A 21982-nucleotide genomic window follows, 5' to 3' on the forward strand; every position below is an offset into this window, starting at 1 on the left:
AGATGCCCTCGCCGTACTCCTCGGTCGCGGAGTTGCCGTCATTGTTCGCGAAGGTCGCCCCTGGACGCGATCACCGCCGGCCCCGCCTTCGTCCGCAACGGCCGCATGGACCTCCTCGCCGCCAACCAGCTCGCCCGCGCCTTCTACAGCGACGTCTACGACAGCGCCCCCAGCCAGAGAAACCTCGCCCGCTTCAACTTCCTCGACCCCGTCTCGCGACGCTTCTACCCGGACTGGGACACCTTCGCCGACACCTGTGTCGCCATCCTGCGGACCGAAGCCGGCCGCAACCCTCACGACAAGGACCTTCACGACCTCGTCGGTGAACTCTCCACGCTCACCGAGGAATTCCGCACCCGCTGGGGCGCCCACAACGTCCGCCGCCACGGCACCGGAACCAAACGCTTCCACCACTCGGCCGTAGGAGAACTCACCCTCGCCTTCGAAGGGCTGGAAATGGCCGCGGAACCCGGCCTCACTCTCGCCATCTACACCGCCGAACCAGGGTCCGCTTCCGAAGAAGGTCTGCGACTTCTCGCCACCTGGGCCGCCACACAAGAAGCCGCCTCCGCCACCAGACAGGCAGCCGGCTGACCGCCCACTCACCACCTTCGTTCCGACGGTTCGCACCGAACACCGGCGCCTACGAACTCGCGCGGGGCCCACCTGCGGCGGCTCCACTCATGAGCTTTGAAGGCTCCCCTCCCTGAAGGGAGGGGATTCTCCACCCTCCAGGGCTGTGCGGGGATTTACGGCTCAGGCCGCCACCCGAGCCGGCGGCTCAGGTGGTCTTGCGCCCTCAGCACCGTCCGGGTTCCAACCTGCCCGGACCAGCATCACGCGGGCGGAGTTCTTGTCCCGGGGGGACACGGCTCCGCACACGGTGCAGGCATACGTTCTCATCGAGAGAGGGAGTGCGTGCTTGGTTCTCGCTGCGCACTGCGCACATTCCATCGTGGTGTGCGCCGGGTGCACGAGACGGACGTCCCGTGCGTGTTTGCGGCCCGTCTCGACCAGGGCGCGCTTCGTCGCGGCGATGGCGGCGTCGGCCGCTTTGCGGGCCATCGTGGTCTTCGCGAGGAACTTCGGCCGGAAGTCCTCCACCGCAACCCCGTCATGGCCGCGCATCACAGACGTGGCCCACTTGCGGCCGGTGTCCTCACGCTGCCTCGCGATCTTCTTGGACACCTTGGCGGCCTGTGCCCGCGCCTTCCGATAACCCTTGGATGCGGGCTGCCCTTTCGGGCGCCGGCGCCGGGCCATCATCCGCTGGTACTTCGCGAGCCGCTGCGCGGCCCGCCTGCCGTGCCCGGCATGCGGGAGGTCGTAGGCGTCATCCGTGGTGGTGGCCGTCTCCTTCACACCCCAGTCCACCCCGAGAACCCGCCCGGTGGCGGGCAGCGGTTCGCTCTGCGCGGAAGCGACGAAGGACACGTACCAATGCCCAAGCGTGTCCTGGTACACGCGCACGCTCGACGGGTCGGCCGGAAGGTCCCGCGACCACACGACAGTCAGCCCGATCCCGCCCGCGAGGTGCACGCGGCCGTCCTTGAGGCGGAAACCGCGCTTCGTGTAGTTCATGCCCGGCCTGGCGTCCCGCTTGCGCTTGAAGTGGGGCATCCCCGCCCGGCGGTGCTGCGCAAGCCCGTCCTTGATGTCCTTCAGCGCCTTCGCCCTCGACTTGGCGAAGTCGCGGATCACCTGCTGCTGCGGCACGCACGCGCCCTGAGCCAGCCACGGCGTCACCCTGCGGGCCTCGGTCAGCAGCTTGTCGAGCTGGGCCGGACCGCACGTCAGCTTCTCGCCGCCCGCTCTGCTCTGCGCGTGGACCTGCCTGGACTTGGCCACACACTCGTTCCACAGCCACCGGCAGCGATCCCACTCGGCGTCGAGCGCGCGCCGGGCCGTCGCCGACAGGCGCACACGAAAGGTGTACCGGGCATACCCGGCCCCCTCCGTGATCGCTCCACTCGTCATACACCCGAACCTACCCAGGAGGACTGACAGTCGAGAGTTCTTGACCGCTGCGGCTCGCTCACCCCGTCACCCGGTGGACGGTCCTTCGCCCCGGGGGCGAAACCCCTACTTCCCGTCCTGCCCCGCAGGAGTCCGATTCCTCCCCGACCTGAAGGCCGGAGCATCCTCGGAGGAACCCGGTGACCGAAGTCGTCCGCAGATTTGGCAGGTACCTGCGCGGTTGTGGCGGCGTATCGCAGCGTTCACGAGCTTCGACGGCACTCCAAGGCGTGACGCGGCAGCCTTCGATCCCATGACCCGACCGACCCGCCAGTCGCTCACGTGTCGACACGCCCGCGCATGAAACGCTCCCCGCGTGCCCACCGCCGCTTCCTCCTACGCTCGGCACATGACCGAGAACGAGATCGAGCTCAAGGCCATCGCGGCACTCACGGCCCTGCGCGGCGGTGTCAGCGCAGACTACGTCTCCGACCTGCTGGGCGAGGTCATTCCGACGCAGTTCCTCGTCCCCGACACCGAAGACGCGGCAGAGGTGGGCCTCGCCGTGCTGAACCAGCTCTCCGAACCGCTGAGCGCCCTGATCAAGGGCTTCGTGCTGGCCTTCGAAACGGTCGCAGACGCGTACGACCAGACAGACCCCGATACGTCCACGGAGGCTATCCTGCAGGCACTCGCGCTGGAGATCGCACGCAACTCCGACTGACCGGCCGAACAGTATCGGCCCGTGTCATGACAGAGCCGCGCCCAGTCGCAGAGGGGGTACCGCTCAGGAATTGGGTGTCTTCCTGTGGGAGACGACGTACTCGACATGGGTGCGGACCTGATGGTGGGACGTAAGGTGCGCTCGCATCCGGTTGGGCAGGTCGTCGAAACCATCCGCCGCCTACTCGTCGTGGAGTTCGGCGCGTATGCGGCGGGAGGGTTTGAAGGCGTAGAGGTCGAGGATGCCGGGTGGTTCGGTGAGGCCGGGGCCGCCGCCCTCGATCCAGGCGGTGATGTCGGCGGTTGCGTCGGCGTCGTTGACCAGGCCCAGCCAGACTGGGCGCCCACCCGCCTTGCGCCCGGCCGTGGACGGTTGTACGACGATGACGTTGGCGCGCTCGCAGGCGTCGAGGCAGTCGGTGACCCGTACGGTCGCGGAACCGTCCAGGGCGCGTCGCAGATCGCGGAGTTGGGCGGTGTGGTCGAGGCCGGGGACCTTGGGGCTGCCGCAGCAACAGCCGCGGCAGACGGTGACCGTGGGCCGAGGTGCTGCCGCTCCGGATGCCGGGTCGGGAGCAGCACGGCGGGAGCGTTTACTCACGCTGAGCCTCCTCGGACGGGGTTCTTCCAGGCCGCTTCGCGCAGCAGGCGCAGGCCGTTGAGGCCGACGATGACGGTGGAGCCTTCGTGGCCGGCGACGCCGAGCGGCAGCGGCAGGGTGGCGATGAGGTCCCAGGCCACCAGGGCGCTGATGAACACGCCGGCGATGACGAGGTTCTGGATGACGAGGCGCCGAGCGGCCCGGGAGAGGCCGACCACCGTGGGGATGGTGGCGAGTTCGTCGCGGACGACGACGACGTCGGCGGTCTCCAGGGCGAGGTCGGAGCCGGCCTTGCCCATGGCGATGCCGGTGTGTGCGGCGGCCAGAGCGGGGGCGTCGTTGACACCGTCGCCGACGACGAGCACCTTGTGGCGCTCGCTCTCCCATTGCCGTACGGCGGCGACCTTGTCCTGGGGCAGGAGTCCGGCGCGGACGTCGGTGATGCCGACCTCGGCGGCCAGACGGCGGGCGGCGCGTTCGTTGTCACCGGTCAGCAGGACCGGCGTGCGGCCGGTCAGCTCCGTGAGCGCGGCGACCGTGGCGGCTGCGTCCGGACGCAGCCGGTCCGCGATGCCGATCACCCCGACCGGGATGTCGTCGCACAGGACCAGCACCGCGGTCTGTCCGGCGTCCTCCAACTCCGCCACGGCTGCGGCCTCGGGACCGGTGGCGGCGGGCAGCAGGCGGCCAGGGGATCCGACCTGGACGGCGTGACCGCCGATGGTGGAGCTCACTCCCCTGCCGGGGACGGAGCTGAAGTCGAGCGCTTCGGGTAGCGGGAGACGACGTTCGCGGGCGGCTTCGACGACGGCGCGGGCGAGCGGGTGCTCGCTGGGGTGCTCGGCCGCGGCCGCCAGCGCGAGCAGCGTGTCCTCGGTCAGGCCGGTACCGGGCAGTGGGCGGATGCCGGTGACGCGTGGGGTGCCTTCTGTCAGGGTGCCGGTCTTGTCGAGCGCGACCGCGTCGACCTGGCCCAGGCGCTCCATGACGACGGCGGACTTGGCCAGCACGCCGTGGCGGCCGGCGTTGGCGATCGCGGACAGCAGCGGCGGCATCGTGGAGAGCACCACCGCGCACGGCGAGGCGACGATCATGAAGGTCATCGCCCGGAGCAGGGCGGGCTGGAGCGCGGAGCCGAAGGCGAGGGGGATCGCGAAGACGGCGAGGGTGGCAACGACCATGCCGATCGAGTACCGCTGCTCGATCTTCTCGATGAACAACTGGGTGGGAGCCTTGGTCTCGGAGGCCTCCTCGACCATCTTCACGATCCTGGCGATCACCGAGTCCGACGGGTCGCGCCCGACGCGCAGGCGCAGGGCGCCGGTGCCGTTCACCGTGCCGGCGAACGCCTCGTCCCCGGCCTCCTTGGCCACCGGCAGGGGCTCGCCGGTGATGGTGGACTGATCGACGTCGCTGACGCCGTCCAGGACCTGGCCGTCGGCGCCGACTCGCTCGCCGGGCCGCACCAGGATCAAGTCCCCGACCTTCAGGTCCGCGGCGGCGACGGTCTCCTCACCGCCGTCGGACAGCAGCCGCGTGGCCGTGACCGGTGCAAGGTCGAGGAGACCACGTACGGAGTCCGCGGTACGCGCTGTCGCGACGGCCTCCAAGGCGCCGGAGGTCGCGAAGATGACGATGAGCAGTGCCCCGTCGAGGACCTGCCCGATGGCGGCGGCCCCGAGCGCCGCGACCACCATCAGCAGATCCACGTCCAAGGTCTTGTCCTTCAGGGCCTTCAGGCCCTCCCACCCCGGCTCCCATCCGCCTGTGACGTAGGTGGCGGCGAACAGCGGCGCCCATGTCCACACCGGGGCATCGAGCAGCTTGAGCGGGAGCGCGACAAGGAACAGGACCAGCGCGGCCAGCGCCCATCGGGCCTCCGGCAACGCCAGCACCCGCGTACGCCGCCGGGGGGCCGCCGGGCGCGGCCCGGGGACAGCTGGCGCGGGCCGCCGATCCAGGACAGAAGACATGACAAAACAACCCTTCACGGGCGGGATGGGGCAATGGCTTCCACCATACAGGAACACCTGAATAGGTCTTCATGCGTCATCGCTATGATGTCCGCATGGGCCACGGAACCGACACCGCCAGCAGCGCCACCACCCGCGAGCGCCTCGACGCCGTCGGCACCGCCGACGTCGCGGCGACCCTCCAGGCCCTCGCCACACCCTCGCGGCTGTACATCCTGGCCCGCCTCCAGGAAGGGCCCTGCTCGGTGAGCGAACTCGCCGAGGCCGTCGGCATGGAAGCCTCCGCCTGCTCGCACCAGCTGCGCCTGCTGCGCAACCTCGGCCTGGTCACCGGCGAGCGCCACGGGCGGTCGATCGTCTACGCCCTTTACGACAACCACGTCGCCGAACTCCTCGACCAGGCGCTGTACCACGTCGAACACCTGCGGCTGGGAGTTCGGGATGTCCCTGCCGCCACGCCGGAGCCTCTCGCCGACTGAGGCGATCGAGGCCGGGACAGCCCCCGTCGACGCGCGCGCACGCCCCACATGCCGGACGTCCGATCAGCCCGCTGTGCGGCGCCGGCCTTGCGTCTGTGGCCTCAACTCGCCCTGGCCGCAAGGCCACTCCCGATCAAAAAGTTCTGTCCGGCCTCTTGACCTGTCCCCCGCCGCGCCCTCTGCGCTCGCGGGGTGCCGACGAACCGGTGGTCGCGGTCGTGGAGTCCCGCGCATGAGCGGCCGGGACGAGGACCTCGACCTGGCGGTGCGGTTGCTCGCCGGGACACCTACGCACGAGGGCCGCGATCCCCTGCTCCTTCGCCAATGGGCGCTTGTCGCCTCGGAGTTCGACAGTCGGATGACGCCTCCCGCGCTGCCGGTCCGAGTCGTCAAGCGGGACGGTGGCCTCGCGGCCGGGCTGCTGGCCCGGTACCGGTCGAGGCCGCCGGTGGTCGAGATCTACGTCGACACCGTCGACCGCGCCGAGCGGCTGATCGCCGAGCGCGGCTGGCGGCACTGGTTCCCGGAAGGGTCGGTGCGGGCAGCCGCCCTCGCCCACGAGCAGGCGCACGGCTGGCTCCACCACGCGCATGTCCGGGCCGAGTTCAAGCGGGCGCTCGGACACACGGCGCTGCGGCTCGGACGGCGCCGCCTGTACGCACATGTCGCGGGCGCCGACGAACTCGCCGCGCACGCCTACGCCCGAGCCACCTGCGGCATGGTCCGCAGTCCCCTGCTGCTCACGGAGGCGCTGGGCGCCGCCGTGTTATCGGTAACCCCGGCTATCAGAAGCTGCGGAATGCCTCGCTGCCGGAGGTCTCAGTGGCTACGTGGGGCATACATGATGACGGCCATTCCAACGAGGCAGATCAGGGCACCGGTGACGTCGAAGCGGTCGGGGCGGTAGCCGTCGGCGATCACGCCCCAGGCGATGGATCCGGCGACGAAGATGCCGCCGTATGCGGCGAGCACGCGTCCGAAGTGGGCGTCGGGCTGGAGGGTGGCTACGAAACCGTACAAGCCGAGGGCGATGACGCCGCCGCCGATCCATGCGATGCCTTTGTGCTCGCGGACGTCTTGCCAGACCAACCAGGCGCCGCCGATCCAGCAGGGCGGCGAGTATGAACGGAACGGGTGATCGTCATGTGCGGGACTGTAGCGAGATGTCCTGCTCAGGACGCTAGTGCTGTGACCGGGAACGTTCGCCGGGCTGGTGTTGGTGACCCTCGAATCGAGACTGGCAGAACACGCCCCCCTCAGCGTGTGAGGGCGCTCGCCACGGCCTTGAGCAGGCGGTCATCTCCGGTTGGCAGTAGGACCTCAAGCTGTCGCCCGGCCACGTTGCACAGCAACATCGAGCGCTCAGTGACGACCTCGACATTGGCGCCGGGGGGCGCGAGCTGCACGTTCGAGACGGTGCCGTCGACGGTCGAGAGGAAGGCACCTTCGGCATGCACCACGAGGCGAGCGCGGTGTCTCTGTCCCCCAGCGTTACGGAATCGTGCATCACAACGGATGCGTACGGTCTCCCCACGTCTCAGTGCGGCGACCGTTTGGGGGACGCGGCGCTTGTGCCATAGCTCGCGTATGCGGCGACGGATCAGGTCAGCCACGGCCCCGAAGCCAACGATGACGATGAAGGTCTCCCACACGGGCCTCTCCTGCGGCTCGGCATTCCCGGTGATCAAGAATCTCCCACTTGCAACCCCGATGGGAACATATGCTGCCCACTGATCGGCGCTGCCGACGCAACCCGGTGAACCTTCCCGGCCATCGCACTAGTGTGATGCGCCAGAAATGGCGACTCTAAGTATGTAGGCTGTTTTCATGGTGTCTCGGGGTCCTCGTGCTGTCGAAGTCGTGCTGTCCGCCGAGGAACGTGCGGAGTTGACGCGCTGGGCGGACGGCGCGGTATCGGCTCGTGCGGCGGAGCGGGCCCAGATCATCCTGGCCTGTGCGGACGGTGTGTCAAACACGGCTGTGGCAGCGGACTTCGGGGTGAGTGCGGCGACGGTACGCAAGTGGCGCTCCCGGTTCGCGGCCCAGCGGTTGGCAGGCCTGACGGATGCGCCGAGGCCGGGCCGGCGTAAGTCGGAGCTGGTGCTGTCCGAGGCCGAGCGGGCAGAGCTGACGCGCTGGACGCGGCGGGCGAAGACCGCGCAGTTCCTGGCGCTGCGGGCGAGGATCGTGCTGCGGTGCGCGGACGGCGGGACGAACAAGGAAATCGGTGCCGAACTCGGCATCGCGCACAACACGGTGAACCGTTGGCGCTCCAGGTTCGTCCGGCTGCGGCTGGACGGGCTGACGGATGAGCCGCGTCCCGGCAGGCCGCCCTCGATCCTGCTCGACCGGGTCGAGGACGTGCTCACCGCGACCCTGGAATCCACCCCGGGCAAGGACACGCACTGGTCGCGGGCCTCGATGGCCAAGCACTCCGGCCTGTCGAAGTCCACCATCGGCCGGATCTGGAAGAAGTTCGACCTCAAGCCACACCTGCAGGATGCGTTCAAGCTCTCCACCGACCCGCAGTTCATCGCCAAGGTCGTCGACGTCGTCGGTCTGTACCACCACCCGCCCGAGAAGGCGGTGGTGCTATGTGTGGACGAGAAGTCCCAGATCCAGGCCCTGGACCGCTCCCAGCCCGTCCTGCCGATGATGCCGGGCATGCCCGAGCGCCGCACCCACGACTACCACCGGCACGGCATCACCAGCCTGTTCGCCGCCTTCAACATCGCTGACGGCACCGTCATATCGGAACTCCACCGCCGCCACCGGGCCATCGAGTTCAAGAAGTTCCTGACCCGGATCGACAAGGCAGTGCCCATCGGCCTGGACGTGCACCTGGTGTGCGACAACTACGCCACCCACAACACCCCCGAGATCAAGACGTGGCTGGGCAAACACCCCCGCTTCCACGTCCACTTCACCCCCACCGGCTCCTCCTGGATGAACCAGGTCGAGCGGTGGTTCGGCCTGCTGACCGACAAACTCATCCGTCGCGGCGTCCACACCTCCGTCAAGGCTCTGGAGGACGACATCCGCGCATGGATCGAGGAGTGGAACCACGATCCCAAGCCCTTCACCTGGACCAAGACCGCCGACGAGATCCTGAACTCCCTCGCCGACTACCTCACCAAAATCAACCCACCAACCACCAATACGTGAAAGCTACTTAGAGTCGCCATTTCTGGCGCATCACACTAGCCGGGCTGGTTGGTGGTGGGTGCACGAGGTGGTCCTGCTCGAGCACGTGCAGCAGTGGACCGGCGCCGAAGCCACCACCAGCTGAGCCCGGCTGGTCCGGCCCGCACGCCCGCCGGTGATCCGGCACGACGGCGACCGACACCGCGACGCCGGTGGCAGGAGGTGTCACATGCCCTGCTGCAGCCACCGCACGGTGCCTTACCGACGTGCATCCGCACCTCTGGAGGGCATGGCCCGACCGCCGTCCTCAGCCAGCCGACGGGAGACTGCACGGGCCGTAGCCCGTAGGGCCGGACCGTAGCCCGCGTTCGGCGCACCGGTGCCGGGGGCCACGACCGACAACGCCGCCGCCACCTCGTCACCGTCCCGCACCGGTGCGGCCACGGTGCTCATCTGCCAGGGACGACTCTGGTGACCGACGGCATAGTCGCCGCGCCGTACCTCCGCCAGCAGGCGACGCAGGTCGGCGGGCGTACGGACGTCGTCGTCCTTCTGCCCGGGCTCATCGCTGTCGATGGCGTGGTCCTGGACGAGGTCAGATGTCCCACCAGTCGAAGGAATGGGTGGGCACATGCATGCCGCAGGCACGATCGAGGCGGACCAGTTGGCCGCGGTGGAAGATCAAGGGTTTGCGGGGGCCGCCGGCCGCGGCCAGACGCTGCACTCGGCCCACCACCGCTACGTGGTCGCCTGCGGGGAAACTGTCCTCCACGTCGCACTCGATCCAGGCCGCCGCCCCGCCGAGGCGCGGAGCCGTCTGGTCCGTCAGTTCCCAGTCGCCGGTGGCGAACCGATTGGCCGAGCGGCCTGCGAAGGTGGCGCACACCTGCTGCTGGTCTTCGGCCAGCACGTTTACGCAGAAGTGCCCTGAGCGGATGATCGCCTGTGCGCTGGCTGACTGTCGGCCGCAGTAGAAGACCACGAGAGGCGGGTCGAGGGAGACGGAGGTGAAGCTGCCTACCGTGACGCCCACCGGGCCCTGCGGCGTCGTGGCGGTCACCACGCACACCGAGGTCGGCACATGGCCGAGTACGCGGCGGAACACCGCGGGCTCGGCCGTGGCGGCGGTCAGGTCTGTTGCGGCAAGGGCGGTTGCGGACACAGCAATCTCCAGGGGAGCGGGAGCCGGACCATGCGCCGCCTGCCGTCGCTCGCGGCGTCGGCGGCGCGGGTTTCACTCCAGTGAATCCACGGTTACCTCCGCATGGCATTGGGCTGGGCGGCCAAGACGGGCGCACGACTTCGGGCCACGGAGTCAAGTTGCCGCCGAACTGGTCCGCGGGCCCAACCGGCGAGACGAACTCTGCGGTCCCGGACACACGACAGCGATGCGGACCGGGCGTGGAATGCCGGTAGCGGCACCTCGCCACCTGAGGTGCCGCTACATGAGCCGCGAAACTCCGGAGGCCCCCATGACCACGACCACATCCGCCCCGCAGGCGACCGCCGCGTCCGCCGCGGCGCTGAAGAAGAGTGCGGCGGCACTGGTGCCCTTGCTGCGCGAGAACGCCGCCCGCACCGAAGCGGACCGCAAAGTGGCCGAGGAGAACATCGCGGCCCTGTCCGAGGCGGGGCTGTTCCGGTTGACCGTGCCGCGGCGCCTTGGCGGTCACGAGGCCGACATAAGGACCTTCCTGGAGATCACCTCCGAGCTCGCGCGCGGATGTGGTTCCACGGCCTGGGTGGCAACGCTGATCAACGTCTGCAACTGGATGGCCGGCCTCTACCCGGAGCGGGCCCAGCAGGAGGTGTGGGGCGAGAACCCCGACGCGCGGGTGTGCGGAGTGCTCGCCCCCAGTGCCACCAGCCGGGCCGTCGAGGGCGGACTGGTCGTCACCGGACGCTGGGGCTTCGCCTCGGGCAGCCTGCACTCCCAGTGGGCGTGCCTCGGCGTCCCCGTCGTGGACGCCTCCGGACAGCAGATCGACCAGGGCTCCGCTCTCATCCCGATGGAGGAGCTGACGATCGAGGACACCTGGTATGTGGCCGGCATGCGGGGCACGGGCAGCAACACCCTCGTCGCCGACGAGGTCTTCGTACCCGCGCACCGCATCCTGTCGGTGACCCAGGGCGTGCAGGGCACCTATTCGACCGAACGCAAGGACGAGGCGCTGTACCGCTCGGCGCTGGTTCCAGTGCTCGCGCTGGTGCTGGCGGGCCCGCAGGTGGGCCTGGCGCAGGCCGGCATGGACGTGGTCACCGCCTCCCTCGCCAAGGGCAGGGGCATCTCCTACACCTTCTACGAGCGCGCCAGTGACGCCCCGTCCACGCAGATCCAGCTGGCCGAGGCGGCCCAGCTGATCGACACCGCCCGCCTGCACCTGATGCGGGCCGCGGACGACATCGACAGCTGGGCTGCCCGCGGCGAGTACATGCCGTTCGAGACCCGGGCCCGGGTGCGGATGGACACCGGCTACGTGGCCCGCCGCTCCCGTGAGGCCCTCGATCTGCTGCTGAGCATCCAGGGCGCCGGCAGCTTCGCCGAGGCCAATCCGCTGCAGCGGATCTGGCGGGACCAGGAAACGGGCAGCCGTCATGCGGTGATCAACCCGGCCATCGCCGGTGAGCTGTACGGGCGGGCGCTGCTGGGCATCGAGGAGCAGGTCACTCCCCTGATCTGAGCGCATCAGCCGTCAATCGTCAGGAGCGACGGCAGGCACCGTCGTGCGAGTCGTCTTCCTCCGGTCGGAGCACGGCGGGGCCCAGCGTCTGCGCGGCCTCCAGGGCGGTCATCAGCTCGGGCAGCCGGTCCGTCAGGTCGTGCCCGAGCAGTTCCTGAGCACGCTTGACCCGGTAGGTGACGGTGTTGCGCGCCACGTGCAGCTGCGCCGCGGCGGCCGTCAGGCTCCGCTCGTTGCGCAGGTACAGGCGCAGCGTCCGGCGCAGTTGGCCCGCGTGCCGGCTGTCCGCCGCCAGCGCCCCCAGCTCGTCACTCACGAAGCGGCGCAGGGCGGGCAGGTCGGCCGAGACCAGGGCCGCCAGCTCGACATCCGGGTAGTCGACGACCGAGCCCGTGCCGCCGGGGTTGAGCTGCATGACCCGGACCGTGTGCTGGGCGTCCTCATGCGACTGGCGGAACCCCGCCAGCCCGTGCCGTACCGAGCCGCAGGCGAAGCGGATGCCTTCCTGGTACGGCAATTCACCCGGCGTGCCGGTCGGGGGCGCGGCGTGCGGTTCTCCCCACGCCCACACAGTGGTCCGGCCGGTGGGGATGACCAGGGTCGACGTGCAGCCGCGCCGGTGCAACAGTTCGGCCGCCGCCCGCTGCAGATCGCCGGCGGCGTCCGCGGTCGGGCTGTCACACCAAGCGATGACGGCGAGATGGCGGCCCTCCAGCCGGTAGGCGAGGAGCTCACTCGCGGCTTCCTGCCGTACCGGTTGACCGCCGAGAATCAAGCGGACGGTCTCCTCGCGGGCTGCGGCGCCGCTGGTGAGCCAGCGGTCGTGCTCGGCCAGGTACTCGGCGGTCATCCGCGAGGAGAACTCGTCGACAAAGCCGAAGAGCAGCTCGGAGACGCGGCGGAACTGCTCCGCGCGTTCGGGCAGCGGAACGATTTCCTGGCACGCGGCCATCAGGGCGTTTGTCAGCGCAGCGTGGGAGACGCGGATGCCGCGCAGCACCTTGTCCAGGCCGAGGCGCCTGCGAGCGAACTCGCGGTCCCCCAGCAGGGATTCCTCCGGGACAACCAGGTCGGCCGCAGGGTCGGCCAGCAGGAGCAGCGCGTACAGCGTCGCGGCTTCGGTCCCCATCCGGAGCGTTTCGTAGGGCGCCGGTCCGCCTCCCAGTTCGGGAACCTCGTGGATGATGACACGCGCCAGCTCGTCACCGACAGCGATGGCCCAGGCCACGGGCTGGGGGCCGAGCCGGTCGGTCGCCTCGGTGATGCTCTGCGCCGAACTGGCGGGAGTACGCGGCGCGTCCCCACGGCCGGGAGCGAGCCGGTAGATCCAGTCGGCTGGACCGGATGTGTGGTGAGCCGTCATGACGCCGCCCTTGCCGTCGTGAAAGCAGCATGCGCTGCTGTGCCTTGCGGAGCTCCCGTGGTGAACGACTCGTCTTGGAGGACAAGCCGTTCTACCGGAGCCCCGCTTCCTGCGTCCGCCCCCCGCGAGATCCACAGCCGACCTTGCGATCAGGCACACCGTAACTGCACGGCCTTGCGCTAAGGGGCGCCGGTACCTGTGAAAGCGAGAAGTGACCCATGGGTGTCGTCATTCTGCTCGTCATGGCGGCCGGAGTGGCCGCCATGCTCAGCCGCAAGCTACCCACCGCGTTCGCGCTGGTCCTGCTCGCCGTGGTGATCGCGTTCCTCGCGGGCGCGCCCCTGACGGGCAAGAACAGTGTGTTCGACACGGTGCTCCAGGAGGGTGCGCCCGCGCTCGCCGCCACGATGATCGCGATCCTGCTCGGCTCGTGGCTCGGCAAGCTGCTGGAGGAGACCGGTATCGCGGGCACCCTGGTCCGCAAGATCGTCGAATTCAGCGGTGACCGGCCGATGTTCGTCGCGCTCGGCGTCCTCGCGGTGTCCGCCCACGTGGGCACCGTGACCGGGTCCGCACCCGCGGCGATGCTCGCCGGACTGATCGGCATCCCGGCGATGATCGCGGTGGGCATCCCGAAGGTGACTGCCGCGGGCACGATCCTGATGGGTATCGCGGCCGGGATGCCGTTCGAACTGCCGATATGGCAGTTCTTCTCCACGGCACTGGACCTGCCGGTGGACACCGTGCGCGGCTTCATGCTGAAACTGTTCCCGTTCGCACTGGCGGCGGCCATCGCCTACGTCCTGGTCGAGTCACGACGGCGAGGGGTGGAACACGCCTGGTCACTCAAGTCGGTTCAGTCGGAGCCAAGTTCACGCGCTGGACGCCGTAAGCGGCTCGGTGACGCCCCCTGGTACGCGTTGCTCACTCCGGTGGTGCCGCTGGTGCTGGCACTGGGCTTCGACCTCGCGATCATCCCTTCGCTCCTCGCGGGTGTGCTGTACGCGCTGGTGACGACGACACGGCCGCGCGAGATGAACCGCCGTCTGCTGCGCACCCTGTACGGCGGCTTCGAAGTGGCGGCCCCGCCGATCACGCTGTTCGTGGCCATCGGCATTCTGCTCGCCGCGGTGAAGCTGCCCGGCGCGGTCGAGGCGCTGGAGCCGCTCGTCAAGGCGGTCAGCCCGCACAACGCGGTGCTGTTCGTCCTGGTCTTCACCGGATTCCTCCGGGGATGCCCCGGCCTTGAGGCCGGGGAGGGATCGGACTCCTGCGGAGCAGGGCAGGGGAAGCCGATTCGCCGGCAGGGCGGATCGGCGTCCGCCTGCCGTGGTGGTGAGGCAGCCCACGGCGGGTGGAGAGCTCTCAACTGTCAGTCCTCCCGGATAGGTTGCTGTTCATGGCGATCGCGGCGCAGGAGACGGCAGGTGTCGGGCATGCCCGCTACACCTTCCGCCTGCGTGTGTCGTCCACCGCGACTGGCGCCCTCGAAGCGGAATGGGCGCGGTGCCGGTGGCTGTGGAATGAGTGCTGCGCCCGCTCGAAGAAGGCGCACGCCGCGAACGAGAAGTGCGGTCCGGCCCGGCTGGACAAGATGCTGACCGAGGCGCGTGCCTGCATGGGCTGGCTGTGTGAAGGCTCCAGTGTTCCTCAGCAGCAGGTGATACGCGATTTCGCGAAGTCGCGGGCGAAGGCGCTGAAGGACATCAAGGCCGCTGTGCCGATGCGGCAGCGGGCCGGGATGCCCCAGTACAAGAAGAAGCACCAGGACGACCTGTCGCTGAACTACACGCAGCGGGGTTTTCGGCTCAAGGACGGCCGCCTGCACCTGGCAGGCGGCATCGTCGTGACGGTCGTGTGGTCGCGTGCCCTTCCCGAGCCGCCCTCCAGCGTCCGCGTCTACCGCGACAGCACCGGAGCTTGGTACGCGTCTTTCGTCGTGGCGGGCATGACCGAGACGCTGCCGGGAACCGGCCGGGTGATCGGGATCGACTGGGGCGTGAAGGAGACCGCGACCAGCACCAGCGACGACCACGACCTTCCTCACCCGCAGCACGGGAAGAACGCTGCCCAGCGCTTGGCGCACTATCAGCGGATGATGTCCCGGCGTAAGCCGAAGCGTGGATGCGCCGGATCGAGGGGCTACCGTGAGGCGAAGCGGCAGACGGCGAAGCTGCACAAGAAGGTGGCCCGGCAGCGTCAGGACACCGCCCGCAAGTGGGCCAAGAAGGTCGTCCGTGACCATGACGCCCTGGCCGTGGAGGACTTCCGGCCGAAGTTCCTTGCGAAGTCCACCATGGCCAGGAAGGCCGCTGACGCGGCGATCGGCGCGACCAAGACAGCCCTGATCGAGATGGGCCGTAAGCACGGCCGATCCGTGCATCTGGTGCACCCGGCGCACACCACGATGGACTGCGCAGACTGCGGAGCGAGAACCAAGCACGCGCTACCTCTCTCAGAACGAACGTATACGTGCACCACGTGCGGGATGTCCCGACCTCGGGACAAAAACTCAGCCCGTGTGATGCTCGTCCGGGCTGGTCTCTGTCCCGGCTAGCGCTGATCGTGTAAGACCTGCATCCCCGCCGGGGACCAGGCCACGTGAGCTAGGAATCCCCCTGCCTTTAGCTGGGGGAGGTTTCAAACTCCTGGTACCGCTGTGCCTGTACCGCGGACCGCTGAACGTGTTCGGCCTGGGCGCCGGCATCGCAGGCGTCCTCATCGCCACCGGCATCTACCCGGCCGTCGCCGTCCTCGGCATGGCCACCTCGTACAACCAGGTCTTCGGCGTCGCCGACCCGACCAGCACGCAGACGGTGTGGAGCGCGCAGTACTCGGGGTCTCACCGCAGCAGGTGATGGTCAGGACGCTGCCCTACGTGTGGGCCGTGGCGGTCGGCGGCCTGTGCGTCACCGCTGCCACCTACCTCTGAACCCCCACTGAAAGCAACCGACTTCAGGAGCCGATCATGCAAGAGCCGCAGTTTGGCCTGGACCGTCGTATGTTCCTGCGCACCACCGCCGTCACCGGCGCCGCGCTCGCCCTCGGTGGCCTGTCGACGCCGTCCGCGTCGGCCGCGCCCGGCGGGTTCTCCGACTACACGTACGTCCGCACGCTGCTGACGCCGTCCCAGCTCAAGTACAACCCGACGGGCGAGATCATCTTCCCGACCGTGCGCGGCGTGTACGACAAGTTGGCTTCGCCGCTGGGCCGTTACTACCTGTACTACGCGCCGCACGACGCGCCGGGCGGCATCTGCCTGGCCTACGGTGACTCGCTGGAGGGCCCGTTCACGGAGTACCCGGCGAACCCGATCGTGTCGAACAAGTGGGACCCGCACTACTCGGTCAGCCACGTCTCGTCCCCGCACGTGCTGTGGAACGCGGACGCCAAGGAGTTCTGGCTGTACTTCCACGGGGAGAACACGACGACGCGCCTGGCCCGTTCCAAGGACGGTGTGCACTTCTGGTACGACAAGGTCGTCCTGTCTACGTCGGTGATGCCGTCGGGCACCACCGAGACGTCGTACGCCCGCGTCTTCCGGCACGACCTGCCCGCACACGGCGCCCGTTACGTCATGCTCTTCATGCTGAACAACACGACCAACCATCGTGACATCTGCTGGGGTTGGTCCGCCGACGGCAGGAATTGGGCCTTCGACCAGACCCCGCTCGTCCGGCACTCGGACGTCGGCGCGGTCAACGTGGGCGGCCCCCACCTCCTGACGCGCGGCGGCTCCGCGTACGTCGTCTACAACAAGGTCAAGGAGAGCGGCGGCGACCTCATGATCACGGAGGTCGGCACGGACTTCTCCCGCCGCAACCACTTGGGCGTCTTCTACGACTCCCACTCCACAGCCCCCGAGAACGGCCGAGCGGCCGCACCGTCGTTCGGGACGGAACACGGGGTGCCGTACATGGTGTACGAGGCGGGAGAGCGGCTGGCAGGCTCGATCGCGGTCGCACGGAGCTGACCCGCGGAATCTGGGCGCCGCCGCCGCACGAATCCCACCGGTCTCAGGCGGCGAACGCGTCCACGCCGGTCAGTTCGGCGGACAGTGCCCACAGGCGGGCGGCCTGTTCCGGGTCCGTGGCCCACTCCTTGACGCCGACCCGGGTGCCGTCCGCCGGGGCGGGCTCGGCGATGTCGCAGTCCTCCAGGTAGACGCCGCCCATTCCGTTCAGTTGGGGGGAGGTCGCCGCCCACACCTGGGTGGCCGCACCCTGCTGCGGTGTCTTGAACGCCTCGGGATAGAGCAGGTTGCCGTCCTCGTCGATCCAGCCCCGCTCGACCATCTCCTGCTTCGGCAGATGCCGCTGAAGGGGAGTGAGGATGCCACCGGGGTGCAGCGAGAACGCCCGCACGCCCCGCTCCTGGCCGAGGCGGTCGAGTTGCACGGCGAACAGCGCGTTCGCCGTCTTGGCCTGACCGTATGCCTCCCACTTGTCGTAGCCGTCGCGCCAGTGGACGTCGTCCCAGCGGATGGACGAGGCATGGTGGCCGGTGGAGGAGACCGAGACGACGCGGGCGCCACCCGGCTCGATCGCCGGCCACAGGCGGTTGACGAGGGCGAAGTGGCCTAGGTGGTTGGTCGCGAACTGGGCCTCCCAGCCCGGCCCGACCCGGGTCTCGGGGCAGGCCATGATCCCCGCGCTGTCGATGACGATGTCCAGGGGCCGGCCCGTGGCGAGGAACCGCTCGGCGAAGGCGCGCACGCTGTCCAGGTCGCCGAGGTCCAGTTCGGCCACCTCGACACCGTCGATTCCGGCCAGGTTCTCCTGTGCCGCGCCGATCCGGCGGGCCGGGACCACGACGCGGGCGCCGGCCTTCGTCAGTGCGCGTGTGGTCTCGACGCCGATGCCCGAGTAGCCGCCCGTCACCAGGGCGAGCCGACCGGTGAGGTCGATGCCCTCGAGGACATCATCGGCGGTGCTGCCGGCACCGAAACCCGAACCGATCTTGTGCTGTGGTGTGCTGTTGTCGCTCATGACCGCACGCTACGAATTCAAGTGCACTCGAAGTCAAGCTCGCCCCGCGGCCGCGGACCGGACAGGCCCCGATCGGGGAACCAGTACCGACCGGACGGCCGATTCGTTCCCACCCGAGATCCGTTGCTGAGGTCATAGTCAGATCTCAGCAATCCGTGCGTTTACGCACAGATGGTCCTTAACGGTGTCACCACAGCCCGAGCTGGGCGGTGGTGTCCTGTTGAAGGTCTCGCGGTTCCTTCCGCCTGTGGGGCGGGTTTGCGCCACCTGCCCGCACCGGGTCAGCTTTGCGGCTGGCCCGGCTGGCGCGGGTCTTCTGGTCGGCTCCACGCGGTTTCGGCACGCTGGGCGTGCCCCGGTCTCCGGCCACTCCGGTACCGGTTGTGCCGGCCGATGCGAGGTCGGCGAGGTTACGGGCAGCGTTCTCGTCCCGGTCGATGACCAGGCCGCACGCGTCGCAGGAGAACACTCGCACGTGCAGGGGCAGTTTGGCTTTCACCGTCTTGCACGACGAGCAGGTTTTCGAGGACGGGTACCAGCGCGAGGCGACGACCGTGGGGCAGGCGTTGCGCCGGCCTTTGTAGGTGAGCTGACGGCGGATCTCTGCGAATCCGGCATCGGCGATCTTCCGTGCCAGACGGCGGTTGCGGAGCATGCCGGCGACGTTGAGGTCTTCGACCACGACGGTGCCGTACTCGGCACGCACGGCGGTGGTGAGCTTGTGCAGGGCGTCTTCGCGCAGGTTCGCCACGCGGTGGTGCACGCGGTTGCGTTCGGCGTTCGCCTTGACCCATCGTTTCGACGGTTCCCGGCGGATGGTCTTGCCGGTGGCCCGGTCGTGCACGGCCGGCCCCTGGCGGCGCGACACACGACGGGACAGACGCCGCAGCCGCTTGCGTTCGCCCTCGTAGTGCTTGGGGTTGTCGACGTAACCGATCTGTCCGGCACTGTCGGCCATCACCGCGAGCACCTTCACCCCGAGGTCGATACCGACTGCGACACCAGGACGGGCCACGCGGGTGATCTCCCGCTTGACCTCCATCTGGAAGGACACGAACCAGCGGCCCCGCTCATGCCGCACCGTCGCGGACAGGATGCGCGCCATTCCGCTCTGCACGCGGGCCACAAGCTTGACGGTGGACTCATGGGTGCGGATGGTTCCGAGCACCGGCAGCGTCACGTGCCCCTCGTCGGCCACGCGGATGCTACCGGTGGTGAACCGGCACGCAAGACGGGCCTTGCGCTTGGACTTGAAACGTGGCGTACCCATGCGGGCACCCTTGCGGCGGCCGTTCTTCGACTTCGTGTAGTTGTCGAACGCGGCAGCCGCGTTGGCCAGGCCGGTGCTGTACGCCTCCTTGGAGTTCTCGTGCCACCAGTGGGCATAGCGCGGATCAATGCGCTTGACCTGGTTGAACTCCTTACGCAGCGCGGGCAGCGACCACGGCCGCCACGGCGTCAGCTCCTCCTCGGCGACCCCGTACGAGGCTTCCGAATTCCGCTGCCACCACGAGGCCGTCACCCAGCCGACAGCCCAGTTGTACGCGCCCCGAGCAGCCCCGCAGTGCGACCGCAGCGCGGATTCCTCAGTCACATTCGGGTCCAGGGCGAAACGGAACGCCTGCACCACAAAGCCCGGCTGCGCCTGGAACTTCTTCACCCTGAACACCCCCTCACCAGCCAGTCATTGACTATGCACTACGCATCATGGAACAGATCAACGGATGGATCACCAGCGGTGAAGCCTGCGAGCGGCTGGAAATCGCCTGGCGCACCCTCTACCACCTCCACCGCCAAAGCCCGGACTTTCCCAAACCCAAGAAGATCGGACGAACCCTCCTTGGGAGGCAAAAGCCCTGGATGCCTGGCGGGACAAGCACCCCAAACGTCAGAGAAAAGAAGACGTTCGTTGAGATCCGACTATGCATCCCGCAGCAGTTGTTAGCCCCCTGCACCGAGCGGCCCGACTCCCCGCCGCCACTGAACACCCCGTGCATCACCAAGGACAGCAGTGAAGATCAGCGGCGTGCAAGCGGTGTCCACACGGTACTCAGATACCAACGGGAGCACTGTGATCGATGCGATCGGCGCCGCCGGCCCGTCGGCTCAGCCCCCATGGGGCCTGGCCAGACCGTGGTCGTAGGCGAAGATCACCGCCTGGATGCGGTCGCGGGCACCGATCTTGGACAGGACGCGGCCGACATGGGTCTTGACCGTGGACTCCGACAGGACGAAGCGGGTGGCGATCTCGCCGTTGGTCCAGCCCTTGCCGATGGCGACGAGGATCTCGCGTTCGCGGTCGGTGAGGGAGCTCAGCCTCGGCTCCTCGTCAGACCCGTTCGCGAGGGGTGGCACGAGCCGGGCGAACTCGTACAGCAGGCGGCGGGTGAGTGCCGGAGCGATGACCGCGTCCCCGACGGCCACGGCACGGATGCCGGCCAGGAGTTCCTCGGGACGGGCGTCCTTGAGGAGGAAGCCGCTGGCTCCGGCGCGCAGAGCCGCGTAGACGTACTCGTCGAGGTCGAAGGTGGTCATGACGAGGACGCGGGAGCGGTCGCCCGTGGCGACGATGCGGCGCGTGGCCTCGATGCCGTCCATGCCCGGCATACGTACGTCCATGAGGACGACGTCGGGGCGGAGTTCGGCGGCCTTGCGCACGGCGTCGGCTCCGTGCGCGGCCTCGCCGATCACCTCTGTCTCGGGCAAGGAGTCGAGGAGCATGCGGAGCCCGTACCGCTGGAGAGGCTGGTCGTCCACGACGAGCACGGTGGTCATCCGGCACCGCCCTGGGGGGCGAGGTCGAGTGCGGCCCGCACCGTCCATCCCGCGCCGGCGGGACCGGCGCTGACGTGTCCGCTGTAGAGAGCCGCTCGTTCTCGCATGCCTACCAGGCCGTGTCCTTCCTCGTTCGCCGGTCCCCGCCGGCCGGCCGCAGCGGGTGGGCCGGAGTCCTGGACGGTGATGGTCAGCCGCGTGTCCTCGACGACGATCGCCAGGTTCGCGCGGGCGTCGGCGCCTGCGTGCTTCAGCGTGTTGGTCAGGGCCTCCTGCACGATGCGGTAGACGGTGAGCTGCACGCCGCTGTCGAGGGCGTCGACGTCACCGCCGGTACGGTAGATCACGTCCAGGCCGGCGGCACGGACGCCCTCGCACAGCGCGTCGATGTCCGCGAGCCCGGGCTGCGGGCTCAGTTCGGGCTGGGTGCGCGGGCCGTCCGCCTCGCGCAGCACGCCGAGCAGGCGCCGCAGTTCCCCGAGGGCCTGGCGTCCGGTGTCGCCGATGAGGTGCAGTGCCTCCCTGCCCCGTTCCGGAGCCACGGCCGTGGCATAGGCACCCGCGTCCGCGAGTGTGACGATCACGGACAGGTTGTGGCCGACGATGTCGTGCATCTCGCGGGCCACCCGCGTCCGTTCGGCCGCGACGGCGAGCCTGCCGCGCTGGTCGCGTTCTGTCTCCAGCCGGGCCGCACGGTCCCGCAGGCCGGCCAGCTGAGCCCGCCGGATCCGGATCATCAGGCCGAGCGCGAGGGCCGCCGTCGCCGTGCTGAGGAGGAAGAAGAGCGCGTCCCAGACCGACACCGCCGGCGCGACCCGCACCGCGACCAGCCCCACCGCACCCGCCATGACCGCGCATGCCCACGGCAGCTGCCGCAGCCGCCCGTGCAGGGCCAGGCTGTACAGGGCGACGAAGAGGGCGACATCCGCGCGGAGTGCGGCACCGATGGACCACTGCAGGACGAACACGGCCGTGACCGCGCCGAAGGCCACCGCGGGCGATCGCCGCCGCCACCACAGCGGCAGTACCAGCCCGGCCTGCAGAGCCAGCATGCCGATCGCGGGGAGATGGATGAACGCCACGCGTAACCGGCGCGGACCGTCGCCGCCCCCGGCGCCCCCCTGCAGCAGGTCAGGCAGGCAGCACACCAGGAAGACCAGGACCACCACCGCGGTGTCCAGCACCCACGGACGGGCCCGGTCGGCGCGCCGGAGCCGCTCGCCGCCACGGCCGAGCCGAGCGACCAACGGCCCCATCCCGCAGAGGTCTTCGGTGGTCACGGAGTGCACCAGCCTATGA

At 69.2% G+C, this 21982-nt stretch carries 17 protein-coding genes and 5 pseudogenes; 10 read left to right on the top strand and 12 right to left on the bottom strand.

Features of this window, described 5'->3' with window-relative positions; genetic code table 11:
* Positions 1 to 60: 60 nt before the first annotated feature.
* A pseudogene (locus OG456_RS40835) lies at positions 61 to 594 on the top strand (transcriptional regulator); the annotation flags it as partial.
* A 162-nt stretch (positions 595 to 756) separates the two neighbouring features.
* Here OG456_RS40835 and OG456_RS40840 read toward each other — a convergent pair.
* Positions 757 to 1977 (bottom strand): transposase, encoded by a 1221-nt coding sequence (locus tag OG456_RS40840; RefSeq protein WP_266570128.1) that lies wholly within the window; start codon positions 1975 to 1977, stop codon positions 757 to 759.
* Positions 1978 to 2365: 388 nt separating this feature from the next.
* Between OG456_RS40840 and OG456_RS40845 the strand changes: the two genes are divergently transcribed.
* On the top strand, positions 2366 to 2680 hold the full coding sequence (locus OG456_RS40845) for a hypothetical protein (RefSeq protein WP_266570129.1): 315 nt from the start codon (positions 2366 to 2368) through the stop codon (positions 2678 to 2680).
* Positions 2681 to 2860: 180 nt separating this feature from the next.
* On the opposite strand, the gene OG456_RS40850 is transcribed toward OG456_RS40845, so the two are convergent.
* Together OG456_RS40850 and OG456_RS40855 are read right to left on the bottom strand one after the other, a co-directional pair.
* Entirely contained in the window at positions 2861 to 3280 is a 420-nt protein-coding gene (locus OG456_RS40850; RefSeq protein ID WP_266570130.1) for a (2Fe-2S) ferredoxin domain-containing protein, read from the bottom strand.
* Positions 3277 to 5253 (bottom strand): heavy metal translocating P-type ATPase, encoded by a 1977-nt coding sequence (locus OG456_RS40855; RefSeq protein ID WP_266570131.1) that lies wholly within the window; start codon positions 5251 to 5253, stop codon positions 3277 to 3279. The genes OG456_RS40850 and OG456_RS40855 overlap by 4 nt, the downstream gene beginning before the upstream one ends.
* 95 nt (positions 5254 to 5348) lie before the next feature.
* Between OG456_RS40855 and OG456_RS40860 the strand changes: the two genes are divergently transcribed.
* Complete coding sequence (locus OG456_RS40860; protein ID WP_266570132.1) at positions 5349 to 5732, top strand: metalloregulator ArsR/SmtB family transcription factor; 384 nt, start codon at positions 5349 to 5351, stop codon at positions 5730 to 5732.
* 232 nt (positions 5733 to 5964) lie between these two features.
* Positions 5965 to 6639, top strand: a complete 675-nt coding sequence (locus OG456_RS40865) for a hypothetical protein (protein ID WP_266570133.1) — start codon at positions 5965 to 5967, stop codon at positions 6637 to 6639.
* On the opposite strand, the pseudogene OG456_RS40870 reads toward OG456_RS40865, so the two are convergent.
* Positions 6552 to 6855, bottom strand: a pseudogene (locus OG456_RS40870) (YnfA family protein). The gene OG456_RS40865 and the pseudogene OG456_RS40870 sit on opposite strands and share 88 nt — an antisense overlap.
* A gap of 133 nt (positions 6856 to 6988) precedes the next feature.
* Complete coding sequence (locus tag OG456_RS40875; protein WP_266570134.1) at positions 6989 to 7384, bottom strand: hypothetical protein; 396 nt, start codon at positions 7382 to 7384, stop codon at positions 6989 to 6991.
* Between the two features lie 175 nt (positions 7385 to 7559).
* On the opposite strand from OG456_RS40875, the gene OG456_RS40880 reads away from it, so the two are divergent.
* Entirely contained in the window at positions 7560 to 8897 is a 1338-nt protein-coding gene (locus OG456_RS40880) for an IS630 family transposase (protein WP_266570135.1), read from the top strand.
* A 237-nt stretch (positions 8898 to 9134) separates the two neighbouring features.
* Here OG456_RS40880 and OG456_RS40885 read toward each other — a convergent pair whose 3' ends face one another.
* Together OG456_RS40885 and OG456_RS40890 are read right to left on the bottom strand one after the other, a co-directional pair.
* The gene (locus tag OG456_RS40885; RefSeq protein WP_266570136.1) at positions 9135 to 9509 is read right to left on the bottom strand and encodes an IclR family transcriptional regulator C-terminal domain-containing protein; all 375 of its coding nucleotides are present in this window, start codon (positions 9507 to 9509) and stop codon (positions 9135 to 9137) included.
* Positions 9472 to 10038, bottom strand: a complete 567-nt coding sequence (locus OG456_RS40890) for a flavin reductase family protein (protein WP_266570137.1) — start codon at positions 10036 to 10038, stop codon at positions 9472 to 9474. The genes OG456_RS40885 and OG456_RS40890 overlap by 38 nt, the downstream gene beginning before the upstream one ends.
* A 310-nt stretch (positions 10039 to 10348) precedes the next feature.
* On the opposite strand from OG456_RS40890, the gene OG456_RS40895 reads away from it, so the two are divergent.
* Entirely contained in the window at positions 10349 to 11557 is a 1209-nt protein-coding gene (locus OG456_RS40895) for an acyl-CoA dehydrogenase family protein (protein WP_266570138.1), read from the top strand.
* Between the two features lie 19 nt (positions 11558 to 11576).
* On the opposite strand, the gene OG456_RS40900 is transcribed toward OG456_RS40895, so the two are convergent.
* A complete protein-coding gene (locus OG456_RS40900) occupies positions 11577 to 12920 on the bottom strand; it encodes a CdaR family transcriptional regulator (RefSeq protein WP_266570139.1) in 1344 nt (447 codons plus the stop codon).
* Positions 12921 to 13138: 218 nt separating this feature from the next.
* Here OG456_RS40900 and OG456_RS40905 point away from each other — a divergent pair.
* From OG456_RS40905 to OG456_RS40920, 4 genes and pseudogenes are all read left to right on the top strand, one after another.
* A pseudogene (locus OG456_RS40905) lies at positions 13139 to 14140 on the top strand (transporter); the annotation flags it as partial.
* 179 nt (positions 14141 to 14319) lie between these two features.
* A pseudogene (locus OG456_RS40910) lies at positions 14320 to 15493 on the top strand (RNA-guided endonuclease InsQ/TnpB family protein); the annotation flags it as partial.
* 72 nt (positions 15494 to 15565) lie between these two features.
* Positions 15566 to 15852 (top strand): annotated as a pseudogene (locus OG456_RS40915) (transporter); the annotation flags it as partial.
* Positions 15853 to 15888: 36 nt separating this feature from the next.
* Complete coding sequence (locus OG456_RS40920) at positions 15889 to 16893, top strand: twin-arginine translocation signal domain-containing protein (protein ID WP_266570140.1); 1005 nt, start codon at positions 15889 to 15891, stop codon at positions 16891 to 16893.
* 43 nt (positions 16894 to 16936) lie between these two features.
* Here the strand turns inward: OG456_RS40920 and OG456_RS40925 are convergent, their stop codons facing one another.
* From OG456_RS40925 to OG456_RS40940, 4 genes are all read right to left on the bottom strand, one after another.
* Positions 16937 to 17908, bottom strand: a complete 972-nt coding sequence (locus OG456_RS40925; protein WP_266570141.1) for an SDR family NAD(P)-dependent oxidoreductase — start codon at positions 17906 to 17908, stop codon at positions 16937 to 16939.
* Between the two features lie 187 nt (positions 17909 to 18095).
* Complete coding sequence (gene tnpB, locus OG456_RS40930; RefSeq protein WP_266570142.1) at positions 18096 to 19568, bottom strand: IS607 family element RNA-guided endonuclease TnpB; 1473 nt, start codon at positions 19566 to 19568, stop codon at positions 18096 to 18098.
* A gap of 446 nt (positions 19569 to 20014) precedes the next feature.
* Positions 20015 to 20683, bottom strand: a complete 669-nt coding sequence (locus OG456_RS40935; protein WP_266570143.1) for a response regulator transcription factor — start codon at positions 20681 to 20683, stop codon at positions 20015 to 20017.
* Positions 20680 to 21963 carry a sensor histidine kinase gene (locus tag OG456_RS40940; protein ID WP_266570144.1) on the bottom strand — a complete coding sequence of 428 codons (1284 nt, stop codon included), beginning with the start codon at positions 21961 to 21963 and terminating at the stop codon, positions 20680 to 20682. The genes OG456_RS40935 and OG456_RS40940 overlap by 4 nt, the downstream gene beginning before the upstream one ends.
* Positions 21964 to 21982 lie beyond the last annotated feature (19 nt).

Origin of the sequence: Streptomyces sp. NBC_01446, from assembly GCF_026340095.1 — a bacterium.
GTDB classification, from domain to species: domain Bacteria; phylum Actinomycetota; class Actinomycetes; order Streptomycetales; family Streptomycetaceae; genus Streptomyces; species Streptomyces aureus.

Bases quoted from the DNA above. Each gene is read 5' to 3' on its own strand.
- OG456_RS40865 (WP_266570133.1), top strand. From the start codon at position 5,965: ATGAGCGGCCGGGACGAGGACCTCGACCTGGCGGTGCGGTTGCTCGCC.
- OG456_RS40885 (WP_266570136.1), bottom strand. From the start codon at position 9,509: ATGTGCCCACCCATTCCTTCGACTGGTGGGACATCTGACCTCGTCCAG.
- OG456_RS40920 (WP_266570140.1), top strand. From the start codon at position 15,889: ATGCAAGAGCCGCAGTTTGGCCTGGACCGTCGTATGTTCCTGCGCACC.
- OG456_RS40860 (WP_266570132.1), top strand. From the start codon at position 5,349: ATGGGCCACGGAACCGACACCGCCAGCAGCGCCACCACCCGCGAGCGC.
- OG456_RS40880 (WP_266570135.1), top strand. From the start codon at position 7,560: ATGGTGTCTCGGGGTCCTCGTGCTGTCGAAGTCGTGCTGTCCGCCGAG.
- OG456_RS40895 (WP_266570138.1), top strand. From the start codon at position 10,349: ATGACCACGACCACATCCGCCCCGCAGGCGACCGCCGCGTCCGCCGCG.
- OG456_RS40840 (WP_266570128.1), bottom strand. From the start codon at position 1,977: ATGACGAGTGGAGCGATCACGGAGGGGGCCGGGTATGCCCGGTACACC.
- OG456_RS40845 (WP_266570129.1), top strand. From the start codon at position 2,366: ATGACCGAGAACGAGATCGAGCTCAAGGCCATCGCGGCACTCACGGCC.
- OG456_RS40925 (WP_266570141.1), bottom strand. From the start codon at position 17,908: ATGAGCGACAACAGCACACCACAGCACAAGATCGGTTCGGGTTTCGGT.
- OG456_RS40900 (WP_266570139.1), bottom strand. From the start codon at position 12,920: ATGACGGCTCACCACACATCCGGTCCAGCCGACTGGATCTACCGGCTC.
- OG456_RS40855 (WP_266570131.1), bottom strand. From the start codon at position 5,253: ATGTCTTCTGTCCTGGATCGGCGGCCCGCGCCAGCTGTCCCCGGGCCG.
- OG456_RS40935 (WP_266570143.1), bottom strand. From the start codon at position 20,683: ATGACCACCGTGCTCGTCGTGGACGACCAGCCTCTCCAGCGGTACGGG.